General features: G+C 71.2%; 14 protein-coding genes and 2 pseudogenes. 6 read left to right on the top strand and 10 right to left on the bottom strand.

Going from position 1 to position 19,065, the window contains the following annotated elements:
• Positions 1-31 precede the first annotated feature (31 nt).
• Positions 32-919, top strand: a complete 888-nt coding sequence (locus tag ACZ418_RS31145) for a PucR family transcriptional regulator (protein ID WP_468369577.1) — start codon at positions 32-34, stop codon at positions 917-919.
• A gap of 69 nt (positions 920-988) precedes the next feature.
• Positions 989-3,409 carry a SpoIIE family protein phosphatase gene (locus ACZ418_RS31140; protein ID WP_468369575.1) on the top strand — a complete coding sequence of 807 codons (2,421 nt, stop codon included), beginning with the start codon at positions 989-991 and terminating at the stop codon, positions 3,407-3,409.
• 67 nt (positions 3,410-3,476) lie between these two features.
• On the opposite strand, the gene ACZ418_RS31135 is transcribed toward ACZ418_RS31140, so the two are convergent.
• Together ACZ418_RS31135 and ACZ418_RS31130 are read right to left on the bottom strand one after the other, a co-directional pair.
• Positions 3,477-5,093, bottom strand: coding sequence for a sodium/solute symporter (locus ACZ418_RS31135; protein WP_468369572.1), 1,617 nt, complete (start codon positions 5,091-5,093; stop codon positions 3,477-3,479).
• Positions 5,090-5,545 carry a DUF485 domain-containing protein gene (locus ACZ418_RS31130; protein ID WP_468369569.1) on the bottom strand — a complete coding sequence of 152 codons (456 nt, stop codon included), beginning with the start codon at positions 5,543-5,545 and terminating at the stop codon, positions 5,090-5,092. The genes ACZ418_RS31135 and ACZ418_RS31130 overlap by 4 nt, the downstream gene beginning before the upstream one ends.
• A 212-nt stretch (positions 5,546-5,757) precedes the next feature.
• On the opposite strand from ACZ418_RS31130, the gene ACZ418_RS31125 reads away from it, so the two are divergent.
• Together ACZ418_RS31125 and ACZ418_RS31120 are read left to right on the top strand one after the other, a co-directional pair.
• The gene (locus ACZ418_RS31125; protein ID WP_468369567.1) at positions 5,758-6,765 is read left to right on the top strand and encodes an NADP-dependent oxidoreductase; all 1,008 of its coding nucleotides are present in this window, start codon (positions 5,758-5,760) and stop codon (positions 6,763-6,765) included.
• Entirely contained in the window at positions 6,762-7,565 is an 804-nt protein-coding gene (locus tag ACZ418_RS31120) for an SDR family NAD(P)-dependent oxidoreductase (RefSeq protein WP_468369564.1), read from the top strand. Before ACZ418_RS31125 ends, ACZ418_RS31120 begins: the two co-directional genes overlap by 4 nt.
• A 33-nt stretch (positions 7,566-7,598) precedes the next feature.
• On the opposite strand, the gene ACZ418_RS31115 is transcribed toward ACZ418_RS31120, so the two are convergent.
• The 7 genes from ACZ418_RS31115 to ACZ418_RS31085 all read right to left on the bottom strand — a co-directional run bounded on the left by ACZ418_RS31115 (position 7,599) and on the right by ACZ418_RS31085 (position 15,114).
• Positions 7,599-8,612, bottom strand: a complete 1,014-nt coding sequence (locus ACZ418_RS31115; RefSeq protein WP_468369562.1) for a histidinol-phosphate transaminase — start codon at positions 8,610-8,612, stop codon at positions 7,599-7,601.
• A gap of 3 nt (positions 8,613-8,615) precedes the next feature.
• A complete protein-coding gene (locus ACZ418_RS31110; RefSeq protein ID WP_468369559.1) occupies positions 8,616-9,635 on the bottom strand; it encodes a 3-oxoacyl-ACP synthase III family protein in 1,020 nt (339 codons plus the stop codon).
• Positions 9,632-10,285, bottom strand: a complete 654-nt coding sequence (locus ACZ418_RS31105; protein WP_468369556.1) for an SRPBCC family protein — start codon at positions 10,283-10,285, stop codon at positions 9,632-9,634. The genes ACZ418_RS31110 and ACZ418_RS31105 overlap by 4 nt, the downstream gene beginning before the upstream one ends.
• On the bottom strand, positions 10,257-12,008 hold the full coding sequence (locus ACZ418_RS31100) for a thiamine pyrophosphate-binding protein (RefSeq protein WP_468369553.1): 1,752 nt from the start codon (positions 12,006-12,008) through the stop codon (positions 10,257-10,259). Before ACZ418_RS31100 ends, ACZ418_RS31105 begins: the two co-directional genes overlap by 29 nt.
• Positions 12,005-13,021: a GlxA family transcriptional regulator gene (locus ACZ418_RS31095; RefSeq protein WP_468369550.1), complete on the bottom strand. Its 1,017-nt coding sequence runs from the start codon at positions 13,019-13,021 to the stop codon at positions 12,005-12,007. Before ACZ418_RS31095 ends, ACZ418_RS31100 begins: the two co-directional genes overlap by 4 nt.
• 154 nt (positions 13,022-13,175) lie before the next feature.
• Positions 13,176-14,051, bottom strand: a complete 876-nt coding sequence (locus ACZ418_RS31090; RefSeq protein ID WP_468369547.1) for a universal stress protein — start codon at positions 14,049-14,051, stop codon at positions 13,176-13,178.
• A gap of 142 nt (positions 14,052-14,193) precedes the next feature.
• Entirely contained in the window at positions 14,194-15,114 is a 921-nt protein-coding gene (locus tag ACZ418_RS31085; protein WP_468369544.1) for a pyridoxamine 5'-phosphate oxidase family protein, read from the bottom strand.
• Between the two features lie 116 nt (positions 15,115-15,230).
• On the opposite strand from ACZ418_RS31085, the pseudogene ACZ418_RS31080 reads away from it, so the two are divergent.
• A pseudogene (locus ACZ418_RS31080) lies at positions 15,231-15,906 on the top strand (CBS domain-containing protein).
• Positions 15,907-15,980: 74 nt separating this feature from the next.
• Here the strand turns inward: ACZ418_RS31080 and ACZ418_RS31075 are convergent.
• Positions 15,981-16,671 (bottom strand): annotated as a pseudogene (locus tag ACZ418_RS31075) (universal stress protein).
• 430 nt (positions 16,672-17,101) lie between these two features.
• Between ACZ418_RS31075 and ACZ418_RS31070 the strand changes: the two are divergent.
• Positions 17,102-18,670 (top strand): bifunctional aminoglycoside phosphotransferase/ATP-binding protein, encoded by a 1,569-nt coding sequence (locus ACZ418_RS31070; RefSeq protein ID WP_468369541.1) that lies wholly within the window; start codon positions 17,102-17,104, stop codon positions 18,668-18,670.
• Positions 18,671-19,065 lie beyond the last annotated feature (395 nt).

The following is a 19,065-nucleotide window of genomic DNA, read 5'->3' as shown; positions in this document are numbered from 1 at the left end:
CGGCGACGGGCTCCGCGCCTTCCGCCTGGCGTTGAGCGCCATACGGGATCTGTTCCTCGCCGAGGCGACCGAACGCGGCCTGGACCCCGGCCTCATCGTCGACCGCACCAAGTGCCTGTGGGAGCTCGCTGACGTCGCGAGCCTGCAGATCGCAGCCGTTCACCGGCAGGCGGAGGTCGACTCCGCCCTGTTCGACGCCCGCCGCAGCGCCGACTTCCTGCGCGGACTGCTCTACGGGACGCTGAGCGCGGCGGAGATCCACAGCGGCGCGGCGATCTACGGCCTGGACCCGTCGCGGCCGTACCGGGCCGTCAGAGCCGTCCCGAGCGGGAACGTCGGTCCGGACGCCCTGGAACGCTCCCTGGAGTCGCAGGGCCGCAGGAACGGCCGAGGCGCGCTGCTCACCGTGCTGGACGAGGCTGTCGCCGGAGTCGTCGAGGCAAAGCCGGAGACCGGTGACCTGGAGGTGACGGCGGGGCTCGGCCCGCCGGCGGACCTGGCCTCCGTGCACCGCTCCTTCCGCGCCGCAGGCAGGATGCTGGAGGCCGCCCGTGCGTACGGTCTGCGTGGCGTGTACGACCTGAGCGACCTGTCCTGGCGGGTCGCGGTCGTCGCCGAACCGGAACTCGCCGAGCTGCTGCTCGACCGCTATCTGCGCCCGCTGGAGGCGGAGGGGGAGTTCGGTGCGCTCATCGAGGAGTCGGTGCGGGAGTACCTGAAGCGGGGACGGCGCATCCGCGAAGTCGCCCGCAGCGCACACGTCCATGTCAACACCGTCCGCTACCGTCTGCGCCGTTTCGAGGAGCTGACCGGCAGCAGCCTGGACGCTCCGGACACCGCGGTGGAGCTCAGCTGGGCCCTGGCGGCACGCGAGCTGGGGACGCCTCCACGAGGTCCGGCTCCCACCGGGTTTGAATAGCCTTGCACGACATCAACAGGTCGGCGTGCATGCGGAAACTCCGAGCGGTGTCCAGCGGTGGAGAAGCGGATGACGGAGCTCAGCGAAGGCCACGACGATCCCTTTGCCCTGCACCTCGCCGCCCTGGCGGTGCTCGACGACCGGGGAGTCGTGGTCGGATGGAACCGGCGGGCGCAGGAACTGCTCGGCCATCCGGACACCGCCGTGGTCGGCCGTCGGGCATTCGAGGTCCTCGTCGGTCCTCGCGAGCTGCAGTCAGTCCGGGAGGCCGCGGCGAAGTGCCGGAGAGCGGGCGGCTGGTTCGGGGTGCTGAAGCTGCGGCACCGCGACGGGCGGCTCGTGGAGATGGGGATCAGGGCCCATGCGCTCTCCCGCGACGACCGGGTCCGTGAGTGGATTCTCGCCGGAGCACCCGCGGTCGACGTCCTGGAGTGGCAGAGAGACCGCGCGGTTCTCGACGGGCTGTACCGCCGGTGCCCGATCGGCCTGGTCGTCCACGGCCCCGATCTGCGGCTGCTGCGGGTCAACCGGGCCATCGAACGCTTCAGCGGCGTGCCGGCGGCGGACTTCCGGGGGCTGCCCACCGGCTGTTTTCTCCTCCCCGACGACGCACGCAAGGCCGTGGACCGGGTGCGCCAGGTGATGGAGACCCGAAAGCCGCTGGTCTACTCCGAGCAGTTCGCTCGCCTGGAGTGGGATCCGACCCGCGAACGGGTCGTGATGGTCTCGTCCTTCCCCATGGAGGACCCCTCCGGCCGGGTCCTGGGCGTGGCCGAGATGATCGAGGACATCACCGAACGCCATCGGGCCCAGCGGCGCCTCGCACTCCTCGACCAGGCCGGCAGCCGCATCGGAACCACCCTCGACGTGGCGGAGACCGCCCGGGAACTCGCCGAGGTGATGGTGCCTCACCTCGCCGACCACGCGTCGGTGGACCTGCTGCAGCCGGTGACGGGCGGTGAGGAGCCGACGCGCGCCCTGACCGGGCCTGTGGTCCGACTGGGAACCTGCAGCGTGGGCGCCCAGCGGCCCGGCCCGCCCCACCCCCAGGGCGAACGCGTGGAGTTCGGGCCCGACACCCCCCAGGCCAGGTGCCTGGTCGAAGGACGGCCCGTTCTGGAACCGGTTCTCCCGCCCGACTGGTTCTCGACGGAGGGCCATCAGGGAGCCCACGCTCCTGACCTGGGCGTCCACTCCCTGATCGTGGTACCACTGGTCGCACGTGGCCTGGTGCTGGGCGTCATGACCCTGTGGCGTTCGCGCCGCCCCGATCCCTTCGAGGCGGACGATCTCACCCTCGCCCAGGAACTCGCCTCGCGTGCCGCCGTCGCCATCGACAACGCCCGGCGCTTCACCCAGCAGCAACAGACCGCGTTCACCCTGCAAAGCAGCCTGCTGCCCCGGGCCGTTCCGGGGCAGTCGGCCGTCGAGGTGGCCCTGCGGTACCTGCCGGCCAGCGCGGCCCCGGGCCTGGGCGGCGACTGGTTCGACGTCATCCCCCTGTCCGGGGCCCGGGTCGCCCTCGTCGTCGGCGACGTGGTCGGACGCGGCATCCACGCTGCCGCGACCATGGGCCGGCTGCGCACCGCCGTACACACGCTCGCCAGCCTCGACCTGGAACCGGACGAGGTCCTCTCCCGTCTGGACGACCTCGTCAACCTGCTGGTGGCCGAACAGGAAGCAGCCGGCGAACGGCCCGTGGTCGAGCAGGTCCTCGGCGCCACCTGCCTGTACGCCGTCTACGACCCGGTCTCCGGGCGCTGCTCCATGGCTCGCGCCGGTCACCCGCCGCCGGTGGTGACCGCTGCGCAGGGACAGGCGGCCCCGCTCCACCTGCCCGCCGGCCCACCGCTCGGCCTGGGCGGACTGCCGTTCGAGGCCCGGGAGATCGATCTGGCCGAGGGAAGCCTGCTGTGCCTGTACACCAACGGAGTCATCGGCGAACGCCACATCGATGCCGACACCGCCCTGAGCAAGCTGTGCGCAGCGCTCAGCCGCCCTGCGGACGCCCTGGAACGGACATGCCAGGCGGTGGTCGACTCGCTCGTGCCCTCGCGTCCCAGCGACGACGTCGCTCTGCTGATCGCCCGCACCCGCAGGCTGCCACCGGAGGATGTCGCTTCCTGGCGTCTGCCTCCGGAGCCCGCCAGCGCGGCCCGGGCCCGGGAACTGACCACGGCCCAGCTCACCGAATGGGGGCTGGAGCACCTGGCGTTCACCACCGAGCTGATCGCCAGCGAACTGGTCACCAACGTCTACCGGTACGCCGGCGGCCCTGCGACCCTGCGGCTGATCCGGGAACGGAGTCTGGTGTGCGAGGTCAGCGACACCAGCCACACCTCACCCCATCTGCGCCGCGCACGCACCACCGACGAGGGCGGGCGCGGCCTGTTCCTGGTGGCCCAGATGGCCGAACGCTGGGGTACCCGCTACTCCCGCGAGGGCAAGACCGTGTGGACCGAACAACCACTGACCGGCACGCTCACCTGACCGTCGCGGACCGGGCGGACCACAGCGGCGGCACCGACACCGCTGTGGTCCGCCGCCGCCCATGTGGTCACTCGGCCGCGGCGAGCAGCCGTGCCTCGCTCTCCTCGTACAACCGCCGGTTCTCGCGGCTGTCGGCGGGGCGCCGCCGGTGGTCCAGACGGCTGCCCAGCCACCCCGCCAGATATCCGAACGGGACGGAGACCAGTCCGGTGGACTGCATGGGGAACAGGTCGAAGTCGGCGTGCGGGAAGACGGCGGTAGGTGTGCCGGAAACGGCCTTGGAGAACACCATGAGCAGCAGCGCGCTGGCGGCGCCGCCGTAGAGGGTGGCCAGCAGGCCGGTGCGCGTGAAACCTCGCCAGAACAGGGAGTAGGTGAGCGCCGGCGCCACCGCCGATGCCCCCATGCAGATGGCCAGCGTGGTCAGCACGCCGACGTCCACGTTCTGGAGCAGGGTGGAGAGCGCGATGGCCACGGTTCCCACGGCCACGCTCGTCCACACCGCCACCGTCATCTCCGTGCGTGGCTCGGCATGGCCCCGCCGCGCCGCATGGGCGAACAGGTCGTGGGCGAGCGACGAGGCCGCGGCCAGGGTCATCCCCGCGACCGACGACAGCAGGGTGATGAACACCATGCCCGCGACGGCCGAGTAGAGAATGGTCGAGCCCACCGAGTCGGGGGCGCCGCCGAGCACCTGCGAGAGCATGAGTACCGACGTCCTGCCGTGCGGGTCGGTCGCCGTGATGTAGCGCGACCCCACCAGCGCCGCCGCCCCCGTACCCATGATGATCACGAGCAGGCAGAACGTGGTGACCGTGCCCACCGCCCACGACATGGAGCGGCGCACGGCCGGCACGTCCTGCGCGGAGTACAGACGCATCGTGATGTGGGGCAGGCAGGCCACGCCGAGCACCACGGTGATCTGGAGACTGGCGAAGTCCAGCCGGTCAAGGGACGAGGTGCCGAGCTGGAGCCCCTGTTGCAGGAAGGCGGGGCCTGTGCCGCTGCCGTGCTGGGCCGCCCTGAGGACGTCCCCCGGGTTCCAGTCGAAGCGGTTCAGTACGAGGGCGGCGACGACGACGCTGGTGCCGAGCAGGAGCACGATCTTGATCATCTGGATGAGCGCGGTGCCCCGCATGCCGCCGAGCGCCGCGTAAATGATCATCAGGCTGCCGACGATGACGATGCACACCGTCCTGGCGCCCGCCACGTGCGGGATGTCGAGGATGAAGGTGAGCAGCGACCCGGCCCCGGAGAGCTGGACGACCAGGAAGGGCAGGGTCGCCGAGAGCGTCACCACGCAGGCTGCCACGCGCACGGCCCGTCCGGGCATGTTGCGGGCCAGGACGTCGCCCATGGTGAACCGGCCTGCGTTGCGCAGGGGTTCGGCCAGCAGGAACATCAGCAGCACCAGGGACAGGGCGGTGCTGACCGCCAGGACGTAACCGTCGTATCCGGCGAGCGCGATGATGCCGGTGGTGCTCAGCACGGTGGCCGCGGAGATGTAGTCGCCCGCGATCGCCAGACCGTTCTTGAGCGGAGTGAGGGAGCGGTAGCCGGTGTAGAAGTTCGTCAGGTCCTCCCGGTCCGGTCCCGCCATGACGCACATCAGCAGCGTGACGGTGACCAGTGTGGTGAACAGGACCAGGACGATGGCCTGCGTCCCCGAGCCGAAGCCGTTCATCTCGCCACCCCCGTGTGCCCGCCGGCGGGAACCGCGTGCTCCCTGACGGCGCGGGCCAACGGATCCACCGAGCGTTGTGCACTGCGTCCGTACCAGAAGACCGCCGCGAAGGTGACGACGAGCTGGAGTACCCCCAGGGCCATTCCGAGGCTCAGCTCTCCGGCGATCTTGGCGCCCATCAGGCCGGGTGCACAGCAGGACAGCACGACATACATCACGAAGGAGCCGAGCGCGGTGAGCGTGGAGGTCCGGCGGAGCAGGCGGTAGGCCGAGCGCAGGGCGGCCAGGTCGGCACCGTTGCGATGGGTCGCGTGCGCGTACGGCTCGTCCCAAGGGGCTTGCCCGTACGGCTCGTACCCCGGGGCGTTGTGTCCGTAGGACCAGGGCTCGGTATGCCGCGGAGGCCATTCCGTTTCTGATGGCGGGTACCGGTGGTCGTCGGCGTATGTCATCGCAGGGCCTTCCGCTACGGCTCGGATCCGTGGAGGTGGACTGGCGGGGGGTGTGGCGGCGCACGATACCGACTGGTTGGAATGCCTGTAAGTCCGCTGGTGGTCACGTTTTGGGGTCGGTACGTTTACGTGGCCATGTGACGCACTACACATGTCCATGCATACCTACTGGTCGGTACGCTGCGGCGAAGCCCTGAGTGACAGGAGGCGCGATGTCTGCGACCAACCGCCAGATCCGTCTGGCAGCCCGACCCGTGGGCGAGGTCAAACCCGAGGACTGGCAGCACTGTTCAGAGCCCGTCGAGGAGGCGGGCCCGGGCCGGTTCGCGGGCCGGACGCGCGTCATCTCCCTGGACCCGGCGATGCGCGGCTGGCTGGACGACCGTCCCTCCTACCTGCCACCGGTGGGCATCGGGGAGGTGATGCGCGCCGGCTCGGTCATCGAGGTCACCGCGTCCGACCACCCCGACTTCCAGCCCGGCGATCACGTGGTCGGCATGTTCGGCGTCCAGGAGTACGTGGTCTCGGACGGCAGGGGTGCCATGAAGATCGACACCTCCCTCGCCCCGCCCTCCACGTATCTCGGCGCGCTGGGCATGCCCGGCATGACCGCCTACTTCGGCCTGCTGGACGTCGGGTCACTGAAGGACGGCGAGACCGTCGTGGTGTCGGGGGCGGCCGGGGCGGTCGGCAGCATCGCCGGTCAGATCGCCAAGGCCAAGGGCTGCAGGGTCGTCGGCATTGCCGGAGGGCCGGAGAAGTGCGCCATGCTCATCGACGAACTGGGCTTCGACGCGGCGATCGACTACCGCGCCGAGGACGTCAGGAAGGCGCTGCGCCGGGAGGCCCCCGACGGCATCGACGTCTACTTCGACAATGTCGGAGGGGACATCCTCGATGCGGCCCTGACGCGACTGGCGATGCACGCACGAGTCGTGGTCTGCGGTGCGATCAGTCAGTACAACAACGCCACGCCGGTCAAGGGCCCGTCCAACTACCTCTCGCTGCTGGTGCGCCGCGCCCGCATGGAGGGCTTCGTCGTCTTCGACTACGCCAAGCGCTACGCGCAGGCCGCGCAGGACATCTCGGCCTGGATCGCTGCCGGCCGCATCAAGGTGAAGGAACACGTGGTGAGGGGGAGTGTGGACGACTTCCCAGAGACACTGCAGATGCTCTTCCGCGGGGAGAACGTCGGCAAGCTCGTCCTGGAGCTGGCATGACCACCGTCGAGAGCAACGCCGCGGCCCGGCCAGGACAGACGGACGGCGCCGCGCTCCAGGGCAAGGTGGCCATTGTCACCGGAGGCGCGAGTGGACTGGGCCGGGCCACGGCACTGACGCTGGCGAAGGCGGGGGCGCGCGTGGTCGTCGCGGACCTCGACGCCCGGGGCGGCCGCGAAGTGGCCGACATGATCGGCGGCCATTTCCGCGCCTGTGACGTCTCCGACCCGGACGCCAACCGTGCGCTGGTGGACTTCACCCAGGAGACCTGCGGCGGGGTCGACATCGCGTTGCTCAACGCCGGGGTGGCGACCGGATGCGGGCTCGGTGAGGACTTCGACCTGGCCCGCTACCGTCGCGCGATGGGAGCCAACCTCGACGGCGTGGTCTTCGGCACCCATGCACTGCTGCCGGCACTGCGGGCCCGCGGTGGCGGGGTGATCGTGGCGACCGCGTCGCTGGCGGGCCTGGCGGCCGTACCGCTCGATCCCCTGTACGCGGCCAACAAGCACGCGGTCGTCGGACTTGCCCGCTCCCTGGGGCCGGCTCTCGCGCCGGAGAACGTGCGCTTCAACGCCGTCTGCCCCGGGTTCGCCGAGTCGCGGATCATCGACCCGCTGCGCGACATGCTCTCCGAGCAGTCACTGCCGATCATCCCGGCCCAGGTCGTGGCGGACACCGTGCTGCGGATCGTCACCGGTGACGGCACCGGGGAGTGCTGGTTCATCCAGCCCGGCCGCGACCCGGAGCCGTTCCGTTTCCGTACCGTCCCAGGTCCGGGCAAGCTCGTCGGCACATGAGAACGGAAAGGCCCCGGGGTCCGGCCTCAGGCGTTACTGGCGGGGTTGTTGCGCGCGCAGTCCCGCCAGCGCGGTCAGCACAGCGTCGTTGGCGTTCCGGTTGCCGACGGTGAGCCGGAGTCCCTCGCCGGGGTAGTGGCGGGCCTGGACACCGGCGTCGCTGAGTGCTGCGGCGCTCTCGTCGATCGGATCGGGTGCGGCGAGCCAGACGGAATTGGCGTGGCCGGGGGGTACGCACCAGCCGAGGGACACGAGTTCACCCCGGAGCCGTTCGCGTTCGGCGACGATGGTGTCCACGCGTTGGCGCAGCTGGCTCTCGGCCCGCAGCGAGGCCTTCACCGCCGCTGTCGCCACCGCGTTGATCCCGAACGGCAGCTGCTGCCGGCGGATCCGTGCCACCAGGTCGCAGGCGCCGAGTGCGTAGCCGACCCGGAGGGCGGCAAGGCCGTAGGCCTTGGAGAAGGTGCGCAGCACGAGCAGGTTGGGGTGTGCGTCCAGGAGCGCGAGTGTGTCCGGCAGGTCGGTGTCGCGGGCGAACTCGATGTACGCCTCGTCGAGGAGCACGGTGACGTGCCGGGGGACCTGGCGCAGGAAGGCTGCCAGTGCGTCGGCGGTGACGAGGCTTCCGGTGGGGTTGTGCGGATTGCACAGCACCACGACGCGGGTGCGGTGGTCGAGCGCCGCGAGCAGCGCGCCCAGATCCTGGTGTCCGTCCGGCGACAGGGGTACGGGGACAGGTTGAGCGCCGACCATGGCGGCCAGGAGCGGGTAGGCGTCGAACGTGCGCCAGGCGTAGGCCACGGTGTCGCCGGGCCGGACCACTGCCCGGAGCAACTGCAGGGCGACGCCGACGGATCCGCTGCCTACCGCGACGCGGTCGGAGGTCACCCGGCACCACGCGGCGATCCGCTCGGTGAGGTCGTCGGGGTGGAACTGCGGGTAGCGGTGGGCCTGTGCGATGGCCCGTCGCATCGCCTCGCGTACCGAGGGCAGCGGGGGATACGGGCTCTCGTTCAGGGCGAGCCGGTGCAGTACGGGGATGTCCATGGCTCAGTCCCGTCCGCCGTGCCAGCGAACGGCGACGGCACCGGCGAAGTCGCCCGCGTGGGCGAACCCCCCGAGCACGATCAGGTCGCCGTCCGCCACCTGCCGGGAGCTGATCGCGCGGTCCAAGGTGACCGGGATCGCCGCTCCGAACAGGTTCCCGTATGCGTCGAAGGTGTCCAGGTGCCGTTCGGCCGGCAGTTGCAGCGCCTCTCGCCAGTTCCGGAGGAAGGTGCGGTTGGGCTGGTTGGTGATGAGGGCGTCGATGTCGGTGCTCGCCACGCCGAGCCGCCGGCACAGGTCCGTGACCACCTCGGGGACCAGGCGGTTCCCGCGGGCCAGGACCTTGGCGACGCTGGCGTCGGTGAACCCGATCCGCAGCTGGGACTCTCCCGGCTCCCAGTACTTTCGACCGTCGTCGACCGCCACGGTCATGTCGCCGGCGTACGCGCCGATGTGCCGGGTCTCCACGTCGAGCACCGGCGACTGCGCCGACGTCGTCACGTACCCCACACCGCACCCGTCGCCCGGGATCGCCGCCTGGGCGAGCTTGCGCACCTCGGACTGGGTGAACCACTGCCCGGCGGCGCTCTGCGCGTTGCATATCAGCGCGGTCTTCGCGTCGGTGGAGGTGAGGATCTGCCGGGCCAACTTCAGCATGTACACGAAGGACGCGCAGCCCGCGTTGGCCACGTCGACGAGCCACTCCGGGTTCAGGCCCAGCCGGCGCGCCACCTCGGTTCCGGCGCCCACGAACGGCAGGTCCGGCAACTGGCTGTGCACCAACAGCACGTCGACGCCGCGTATCTCCGCCGCGCCGTGCCGTTCGATCAGGGGCTGTACGGCGCGCTCGACCATGTCCGCGTTGGTCTCGTTCCTGGCCACGTGGTGCCGTAACGGCGGGACCTTGAACATGGGGTGGTTGCGGAGCTTGTCCTCGGCTCCGGGGAACTCCGTGTAGAACGCCGCGGGGACCGGCTCACCGGGCAGGTAGCTCGCGACGTCGGTGAGGCTGACCGTGGTCACCGCGCCACCGCCCGCTGCGGAGCCGAGCTGACCGGCAGGCCGCGCCGGTGGCGGTGTTCCAGGATGGCCTTGAGGTTGTTCATCTCCACGGTGTGCCCCGCGTAGAAGAGGTCCCAGTAGTCGCCCACCCAGGGCCGGTCCGGGCGGGGAGCCAGGTCGGGGTGCGGATTGTCGTCGTAGTAGGGGTGCCGGCAGTTGGTCCAGGTGATCACCGAACCGGGCTTGTCGAGTACCAGTCGGGCCGGGACGACCCGCATCAGGTAGATCATCCACAGCTTCTCGCCCTGGTCCCAGGAGCAGTGGTAGTCCACGGTCATGGCCTCGGGGTTGGCGAGCACCTTGCAGTAGATCCTGGTGTCGTCCTCCAGCCGGTCGTGACCGACCCACAGCCCCGGTGTGCCGGTGGGCGCGAAGTCCCGCAGACTGCACGTCCACTCCTCCAGGTGGTGCCCCTGGCGCAGATAGTCGTAGACCTGCTCCGGGGGGCAGTCGACGTACTCGTGGATGGTGCAGTACTGCCCGTAGACCTGATGGTGCGGGTAGACCGCGTGGGTGAGCTCCATGCAGTGGGCGGTCAGTTCCTCCTTGTCGTTGTTCTCGATCCGGACCAGACCGGGGATGTCAGCCAACGTGGACGACTCCTCGCTCATCTGAACCCTCCTTGCTGTTGGTGGCTTCGGTGAAGGACTGGAAGGGAAGGAACGGGGGGATCTCCCGCGGGTCGCAGGCCACCGCGACGAACGCCGGGCCGCCGCCCGCGTTGCCGCGCAGCAGTGCCGTGCGCAGGTGCGCCGCGTCGGCGGCCGCCGTGGCCTGCAGGGACGGGAAGGCGGCGGCCACTCCGGCGGCGAGGTCGCTCGGGGCGAACAGGTCGTCGCTGCGGACGCCGCCCTGGAGGAACTCCTCCCGCAGCGCGCACATGGCGTGGGCGTTGTTGTTGAAGATCACGAACGTCACGGGCGCGTCGTACTCCACGGCGGTGTGCACCTCCATCCCGTGCATGAAGAAGGCCCCGTCGCCGGCGAGGACGTAGGTGCGTCGGCCGGTGGCGAGCGCGGCGCCGATGCCGGCGCCGAAGGTGTAGCCCATGCCGCCCATGCCGACCGCCACCACGAAGCGGCCGTGGCGCGGTGCCGGGAGGAGATGGATCGCGCTGGCACCTGCGTTGCCGGCGTCCACGAAGACGTGTGCGTCCTCGGGGAGTGCCGCCGCCACCGCGGCGACCGCCTGGGCGTGGGGCACGGTTCGCTCCAGGGACTGGAAGAGCGGGCCCGGCACGGGTGTGGGAAGGGGGCCGGCGTGCGGCGGGCAGGGGCGTGGGCGCGCCGGCAGTCGGAGGGTCACCGCGCGCAGCGCGTCCCGCAGGTTCCCGCCCAGGGCGGTGCCTGCCACGAACGGCGGTTCGGGGCCGAGGGACACGACTTCGGTCGTGGCGAGGGCCCCGTCGAGACCGCCGCGTGCCAGGAGCGGCAGCCGGGTACCCACCAGCAGGCACAGGTCGGCCCGGCGCAGACAGGCCTCGACGTTGGCGTGGCCCATCACCCCGGCCACGCCCGCGAACCGTGGATCACGGTTGTCGAAGACGTCCTTGGCGTCCGGGGTGACCGCCACCCATGCCCCGAGGCGGCGGGCCAGTTCGGCCAGATCCCCACGCGCGTCGGCGGCGGCGACATCCTCACCGGCGATGACGAGGACGCGACCGGCCCCGCGAAGGGCGTCCGAAACGGCCCCGACGGCAACTGTGTCGAGCCGCGCCGCGGATGCCGTCGCGGGACCGCCCGGTGCCGGTGCCGGGTCGCGGACGGGCACCTGGATCCGCGCCTGCTGCACGTCCTTGGGTAGCAACAGCACGGCCGGCCCGCGGGGATCGGCCTGAGCCGCCGCGACTGCCCGGGGCAGCAACTCCGTGAGTGAGTCCGGGTCATCGACCCGGGCGCAGAACCGGGAGACGGGCGCGAAGACGTCCCGTGCGTCGAAGGAGCCCGCCTTGCCGCTGGAGTCCTGGAACGCCCCGTGCCCTTCCTGGCCGGTCGGCGGCTGGCCCACCAGGGCCAGTACGGGCACCCGGGAGGCGTACGCCTCGGCCAGACCCGGCACGAGATTCATCGCCCCACCGCCCGAGGTGGCGGCAACGACGCCGAGGCGCCTGGTGGTACGTGCGTATCCGTCGGCCATGGTGACGGCGGAGAACTCGTGTTTCGCGACGACGCCGCGGATGGTGCCGCCGCGGTGCACCGCGTCGAACAGGTCCTCGATGTTCGCGCCGCCGACGCCGAACACGTGGGTGACGCCGGCCCGGGCGAGTTCCCCGGCCAGACAGTCGACCAGGCGTACCGTTCGGGTCTCGCGTAATTCCGAGGTCGTGGGGGTCATGCGGGGCTCCCCTCCCGCTCGTGGTGCCGGTCGATGAAGCCGCACGGCGAGATCACCTGGAAGCGGTGCCGGTACTCCTTGGGGGTGAGCCCCAGAGTTCGTCCGAAGGAGCGGAAGAACGTCTCGGTAGTGGCGAATCCGCAGCGGCCGGCTATCTGACCGATCGTCAGGTCTGTGGTCTCCAGCAGTTCGCGTGCGCGGGCGATACGCGTCCGCTCGACGTACTGGCCGGGTGTCGTGCCCACCTCGCGCCGGAAGACCCGGGCGAAGTTGCGCTGACTCATGTTGGCCTGCCGCGCGATGTCGGCCACGGGCAGCGGACTGTCCAGGTTGTCCAGGATCCACTCCTGTGCCGCCCGGATCGGCGGATGGTCGGCCAGCTGGGCGTCGAGGACGGCGCTGTACTGGGACTGTCCTCCGTGCCGCTTGAGGAACAGCACCAGAAACCGTGCCGTCTCCAGAGCGAGCGCCGATCCGTGATCGGCCTCCACCAGCGCCAGCGCCATGTCGATGCCCGTCGACACGCCCGCGGAGGTCACAAAGGGGCCGTCCCAGACGAAGATCGGCTCGGCGTCCACCGTCACATCCGGATAGCGGCACGCCATCGCCTCGCTGTACGCCCAGTGCGTGGTGGCGCGTCTGCCGTCGAGGAGGCCCGCCTCGGCCAGCAGAAAGGAACCGCCGCACACGGAGGCGACCCTGCGCGAGCGGGCCGCCGCCCGGCCGATCCAGGACACGAGCGCCTGGTCCCGGAGCGCGTTGTTCAGACTCCATCCGCCCGGCACGAGGAGCGTGTCGATCGGGCCCTGCCCCGCCTCCAGCGGCGAGGCCTCCACCACCACCCCCGAACTCATGCGCACCAGTGGTGCGTCGGCGGAGACGAACTCGGTCCGGTAGGGGGTGCCCGAGGCGCCCAGGAGCCGGTTCGCCGTATCGAACACTTCAATCGGTCCTGTGATGTCCAGGGCCATCGCGCCCGTGTACACCACCACAACAACACGTCGTTCCAACACGGTCACAGCCTGTATCGGATGTCGCACTGGCTGCAATGACAGATTAGTGACGTATCCGGCCAACAAAGCGGCGTCGCACGGGTGCGCAGGGCGCTGGTGAGGCAGTTCGCGCGCCGAGCAGACGGGGATGGGTGAGGCAGCTCACAGGACCGTCTCAGACCGGCTGGGGGACCGTGGCGACCGGGCACTCCGCGTGGTGCAGCAGGGCGTGGGCGACCCTGCCGAGCTGCAGACCGAAGTGGCCGTGCCGGCGCTGAGCACCGACGACGATCAGGTCGGCCTCGGCCGATGCCTTCAGCAGGACGCGGTGGGCCGGGCCTTCCACTGGCTGACGATGGACATCGACGCGGGGGTGCTCCCGTACGGTCTCGCGCAGTGCGTCGTCGAGGCTGGTGGCGGCCCGTTCCTCCCGCAGGCGGGCGGCGTCGTCCGCGATCAGCATGTGGTCCACGGGCTCCTGCGAGGGGTTGCGCCAGGCCCGCACGGCCGTCAACGCACACTCGCGCACCTCGGCCTCGCGGACGGCGAACCGCACAGCCCCCACGCCGCCGCCCGCCTCACCGACCCCCACCACGATGCGGCCGAAGGCTCCCCGGCGGTTGGCTTCCGCGCCACGGACCACGACGACCGGGCAGACCGCGCGCGCCGCCACCCCGAGGCTTACGGATCCCAGCAGCATCCCGGCGATCTCGCCACGCCCACGTGACCCCGTGACCAGGGCGAACGCCTCGGGCCCCGCCCGCAGCAACGCGGACACCGCGTCCTCGGGCAGTGCCCGGCCCGAGACCTTGACCTCGGGGTTGCGCCGCCGGGCCCGCTCGACGCAGGAAGCGACGATGTGCTCGGCCATGACCTCCTCGGCCGGTCGGCCGGTGCCGAAGGACGGCTGGGCCCCCTCGTAGACCTCCCACCGGGAGGCATGGACGAGGTGGAGGGGCAGCCCGTGCCGCGCCGCCTCGTCCACCGCCCAGTCGACCGCCGTCAGACTGGAGTCCGATCCGTCGACGCCCACGACCAGGGGGAGTTCCATCGCCGTCACCGCCTTCGCCGCCCGGCTGCCGAGAGGCCCCGTGAATACCGTCGCACCGCCTGCTCGGCGCCGCGACACGCCGTCCGGTCCGGACCGAGGGGACGTGCATGTGGCGGTGCCATGGCGAGTGCACCGTGACCGCCTACTGATCAGCCGGAGTGATCCGCCGCCCCGTCAGGTGCGAGGGCCGGATCGACACCCACATCTCGCGCTCTCCGCCCGCCCACGGCGTCGTGTGCGCGAGCTGGACGAGCCTGCGCACCGCCTCAGGATCCGTCACCACACTTGCGTGGCCGACGGCGAGCACGCTCCAGCCCTGGCTCAGGGCCTCGTCCACGTGGTCGACCTCGAAGGCGACCTCCGCCTCCGCTGCCGCCGCCGTCACGGTGTCGGGCGCGGTCCGGAAGACGATGGCGTCATCGACGATCTCGTAGTTGACCGGGACAACCGCCGGGCGGCCCTCGGACGTCGACACCGCGATGCGTCCCACGCCGTGTGTGGAGAGCAGGGTGCGGCACTCCTCCGGGCTGAGGTCCCGTAGCTGGGGGCGCAGCAGTGCGTGACCCCGACCGGGCGGGAGATCGATGCCTCCGCCACGCAGTGCTGCGACCGTGGTGCCCAGGGCGTCCGCCAGCCTGATGAGAGTCGCCAAGGTCGGGTCGGCGGGCCTTTCCTCCAGGTAGGCCAGGTAGTCGGGCGACATCCGGGCCCGGCCGGCCGTTTCCTCCCGGCTGAGCCCGCGCCTTCGGCGTTCGACGGCCACGCGTCGGCCGATGTCGCCGGGATTGCCCGCCCCGATCGACTGGGGCGCGGTGGAGACGGAGGCCGCCTCGTGCCGGTCCGGCACTGCCTGGTGCGCGGCCACAGGCTCCGCGTGCTCAAGATGGCGGATATGGGCGTCGGGCCCGGGGAACACGAGCGTCACCTCGTCCGTGTCCGACCAGCGCACGTCGTAGGGGGGTGTTCCGTCCTCGTGGTGGAGTCCGACGATCTTGCCGTCGCGCCTGGCCGCGCCGGTCGCCGGGCTTTCGATGACGAGTTGGTCGCCGAGGTGAGCTCGCATGATCGCCGCCCTCTCCGCAGAATGGTGCTGTATCCAACCTGCCATGCGGGCCACACCGCCGCACGGGCGGCGGCCCCGTATCCGCGAGGCGGGTGTCCCCGCACGCGGGAGGCGCCATGCACCACCGAACGGTCGAGGAGCTCATGACCCGGAACGTCGTCCGGGCACGGCCCGACACGCCGTTCAAGGAGCTCGTCAGGCTCCTGGAGGAGAACGACGTCACCGCCGTACCCGTGGTGGACGAACTCGACCGTCCGATCGGTGTGGTGTCCGAGGCCGACCTGCTGCGCAAGAGCGCCGACCAGACCGACCCGTCCGGCAGGACCCCCATTCCGCATCTCGAGGCCTGGGAGCGGGCGAAGGCCGAGGGGGCCCAGGGCCGAGGAACTGATGTCCGCCCCCGCGGTGTGCGCGCGACCCGAACGGACCCTTGTCGAGGCCGCCCGACTCATGGAGACCCAGCAGGTCAAACGGCTGCCCGTGGTCGACGAAGCCGATCGGCTCCTGGGCATCGTCAGCCGCGGTGATCTGCTGCGGATCTTCCTGCGCCGTGACGAGGCCATCCGCGAGGAGATCACCGGGGATCTCCTGCGGCGCACCCTGGGGCTCGACCCACGAGACGTGACCGCGGAGGTGCGCGAGGGGCGGGTCACCCTTGCAGGCACTGTGGAGCACAGGAGTCTGATTCCCGTCATCGAGCAGTTGTGCCGGGGCGTCGACGGCGTGGTGTCGGTCTCCGGGAACCTCACTCCCCGCACGGACGACACCCGGGATGCGCCCGCCGGCCCCTGACCGGGTGGGGCATCCGGGTTCACCCTGTGATGTCGCACGACGTGCTTCCCGCCCTGTTTCCAGCCCTGTGGCGGTCACATCTGCGGGACGACGGCGACGGGACACGGTGCGTGATGCAGCAGGGCGTGGTTGATCAGGCCGAGCTGCAGGCCCGGATGCCCAAGTCGTCGGCGGGCCCCACCACCAGCAGATCCGCCGTCGACGCGGCCTCCAACAGGGCCGGTCGTGCCGGTTTCTCGATCAGTCGCCGGCTCACCACGATGTCGGCACAGCTTTCCGGGGGGTGGCGCAGGACGTCGTCGAGCACTTGTGCCGGGGGACGCCGGTGGGCCTCCAGGAACCATGACGGGGCCTGCGGTGTCGTACACGCACCGGACGGTGCGCTCCAGGCGTGCACCGCCACCAGTCGGCAGCGCCGCACATGGGCCTCGCGCCATGCGAAGTCCACGGCCGTGCCACTGCCCTCCCGGAAAACTCTCCGAGTCCCCTGTACCCCAGTACCAGCGCAAAGGCGTTGCGCCCACGGTCGACCAGAACGGAGGCCGCGTCCTCGGGCGACACCTCGTCCGACAGCGGCACCGCCGGAGCGCCGTCCCTGGCACGCGCCCAGGCCTCGCTGATCACGGCGGACGCTTCCCGCTCACCGGCGGCCGCGTACAGGAGGTGGAGCGGGACCCCGTGCCGGGCCGCCTCGGCGGCCGCCCAGTCGACCGCCTCCAGACTCGCCTCGGATCCGTCGACGCCCACCACGAGGGGAATCGTCACCGCGTCCGTCTCCTCTCCTGCCGCGCGCCATGGCGCCGGCCCCTCCGCACGCGTCCACATGCGCCGCGGCGAGGACCGGGAGATCCTCGAATGGGGGAAGCTCATAGCGTCCGGTCAGGCAGGTGATGTCCGGACCGACCACACAGTCCGCCGCGTGCACCGTCCGCTTCAGCTTCTTACGAGACGGAGGCCGCCGCCATGCAACCAGTCGCCACCGTGGGCCTCGTAGCGCGCCGCTCCACGCACATGTGCCCTGGGGAGTGGACCACGCGTCCCGAAAGTCCGGCCAAGGCCGTTGTACAGGCCGGCGAGGGTGCCGCAGTGCTGGTCGTGGGCCGACGCCGGCATCGTGCCGGTCCGGCGCCCCACCTCGGCCCGGTCGCGCAGGCCGCCAACCATCACGGCCGCTGCCCCGTCGCCGTCGTTCCCCATGACTGAGCCCGGCCGCCACGAGCCGCGCGCCGGCACGTCCGCTCTCCGCTCCGGCGCCCGGCACGACGGCGAGCCTGTGGCGCGCGCCGGGGTCTGCGAGACCCACACCGCGACGCTGTTCTTCGTCGGCGACCGGGTCTACAAGGTGAAGAAACCGGTCGATCTGGGATTCCTGGACTACACCACGGTCGCTGCGCGCCGGGCTGCGTGCGAGCGCGAGACAGTCCTCAACCGCCGGTTCGCCCCCGACGTCTACGTGGGCGTGGGTGAATTCCACAGCCCCGACGCGGAGACACCGGAACCGGTCGTGGTGATGCGCCGCATGCCGGAGGATCGCCGCCTCTCCCACCTTGTCCGGGTCGGGGCTGCCTTGGACGACGTCCTGCGAACCGTCGCCCGGCATCTGTCCGCGTGGCACGCGGCCGCACCCCGCGGCCGTGACGTGGCCGAACAGGGCACGCGGGATGCCTTGTCGGCACGTTGGGAGGCGAGCTTCGAGCAGCTTCACGCGCTGGCCGCGGAGGGCGTCGTGCCCGACTGCCTGGCGGAGATCGAGCAGCTGGTGCGCCGCTATCTCGCCGGTCGCGAGCGGCTGTTCGACGCCCGTATCGAGGAGGGCCGGGTGGTCGACGGCCACGGCGACCTGCTCGCCGAGGATGTCTTCTGTCTCGACGACGGTCCCCGGGTGCTGGACTGCCTGGAGTTCGACGATCATCTCCGGTATGTCGACGGCCTGGACGACGCCGCCTTCCTCGCGATGGACCTGGAACAGCTCGGCGCCCCCGAGGCCGCGGAGTATTTCCTCGCCCGGTACGGCGAGTACGCCGGGGATCCCGCGCCCCCTTCGCTGTGGCATCACTACGTCGCCTACCGCGCGTTCGTCCGTGCCAAGGTCTCGGTGATCCAGGCCCGCCAGGGCGCGCCCGGCGCGGAAGCGGCGTCGCGGCGGCTTGCTTCCATCGCGCTGCGTCACCTGCGTACCTCCGCCGTCGGCCTCACCCTCGTCGGGGGACTGCCGGGCAGCGGGAAGTCCACCCTCTCCGGAGCGCTGGCCGACCGGCTGGGGGTCACTCTGCTCAGCAGCGACCGCATCCGCAAAGAGCTGGCCGGAATCCCGGCGGAGCAGTCCGCGGCGGCAGGCTACGGCGAAGGGCTGTACACGCCCGAGTGGACGGCCAGGACGTACGCCGCCCTGCTCGACCGCGCGGCCGTACTGCTCTCCTCCGGCGAATCGGTCGTGCTCGACGCCACCTGGTCCGATGCCGCACAGCGTGAGGCCGCTGTGCGGGTGGCCGAACGCACCAGCGCCGACCTGGTGGCCCTGCACTGCCATGTGCCTGGCGATGTGTCCGCGGCCCGTCTCCGCACGCGCGTCTCCGGCGCCTCCGACGCCGGCCCCGAGATCGCGGCCGCCATGGCGGCCAGGGAACCGCGATGGCCGGAAGCCGTCCCGGTCGACACCAGTGGCACGCTGGAGTCCGCCGTCGCTCAGGCGCTGACGGCCGTACGTCCGTGGGGCACCGGTCAGGCCCCGGTCTTCCGCCGCCCGTACATGGAGCCGGACTGAGCGTGCGGACATGGTGCCGGGAAGTTCGTCCGCCCCCTCGCCGACGATCAGTACGTGGCGCACGGCGGCGAGCCGACGACGTTGCCCTTCGGGCCTTCCTCGACCATCCGCCCGGTCCGCTCCGTCCGCACCGGGTCGAAGGGCCCCGTCCCCGGCCGGACGGCTCAGGGCCGCGGCCGGCGTCCCCGCGCCTGCGGGCTGCGCTCCGTTCTCCGGGATCACCTCTGCCGGCTCGCCCCGGTGAGCGGGGACCAATGGACCCCGCTCACGTGCCCGCGTGGCCCTGTCGGCGCGGCGCCGTACCGGACATGCTGCGATCGTGGGCATGAGGGGACGGCGGGGCTCCAGGTGCCTCCGCTGTGCCGAAGGAGGTCGGCCATGAGTGCCGACGCCGA

It is taken from the genome of Streptomyces sp. NPDC030820, assembly GCF_055572075.1.
Note: the sequence above shows the minus strand (reverse complement) of the source record. Positions and strands in the feature narration are given on the sequence as shown.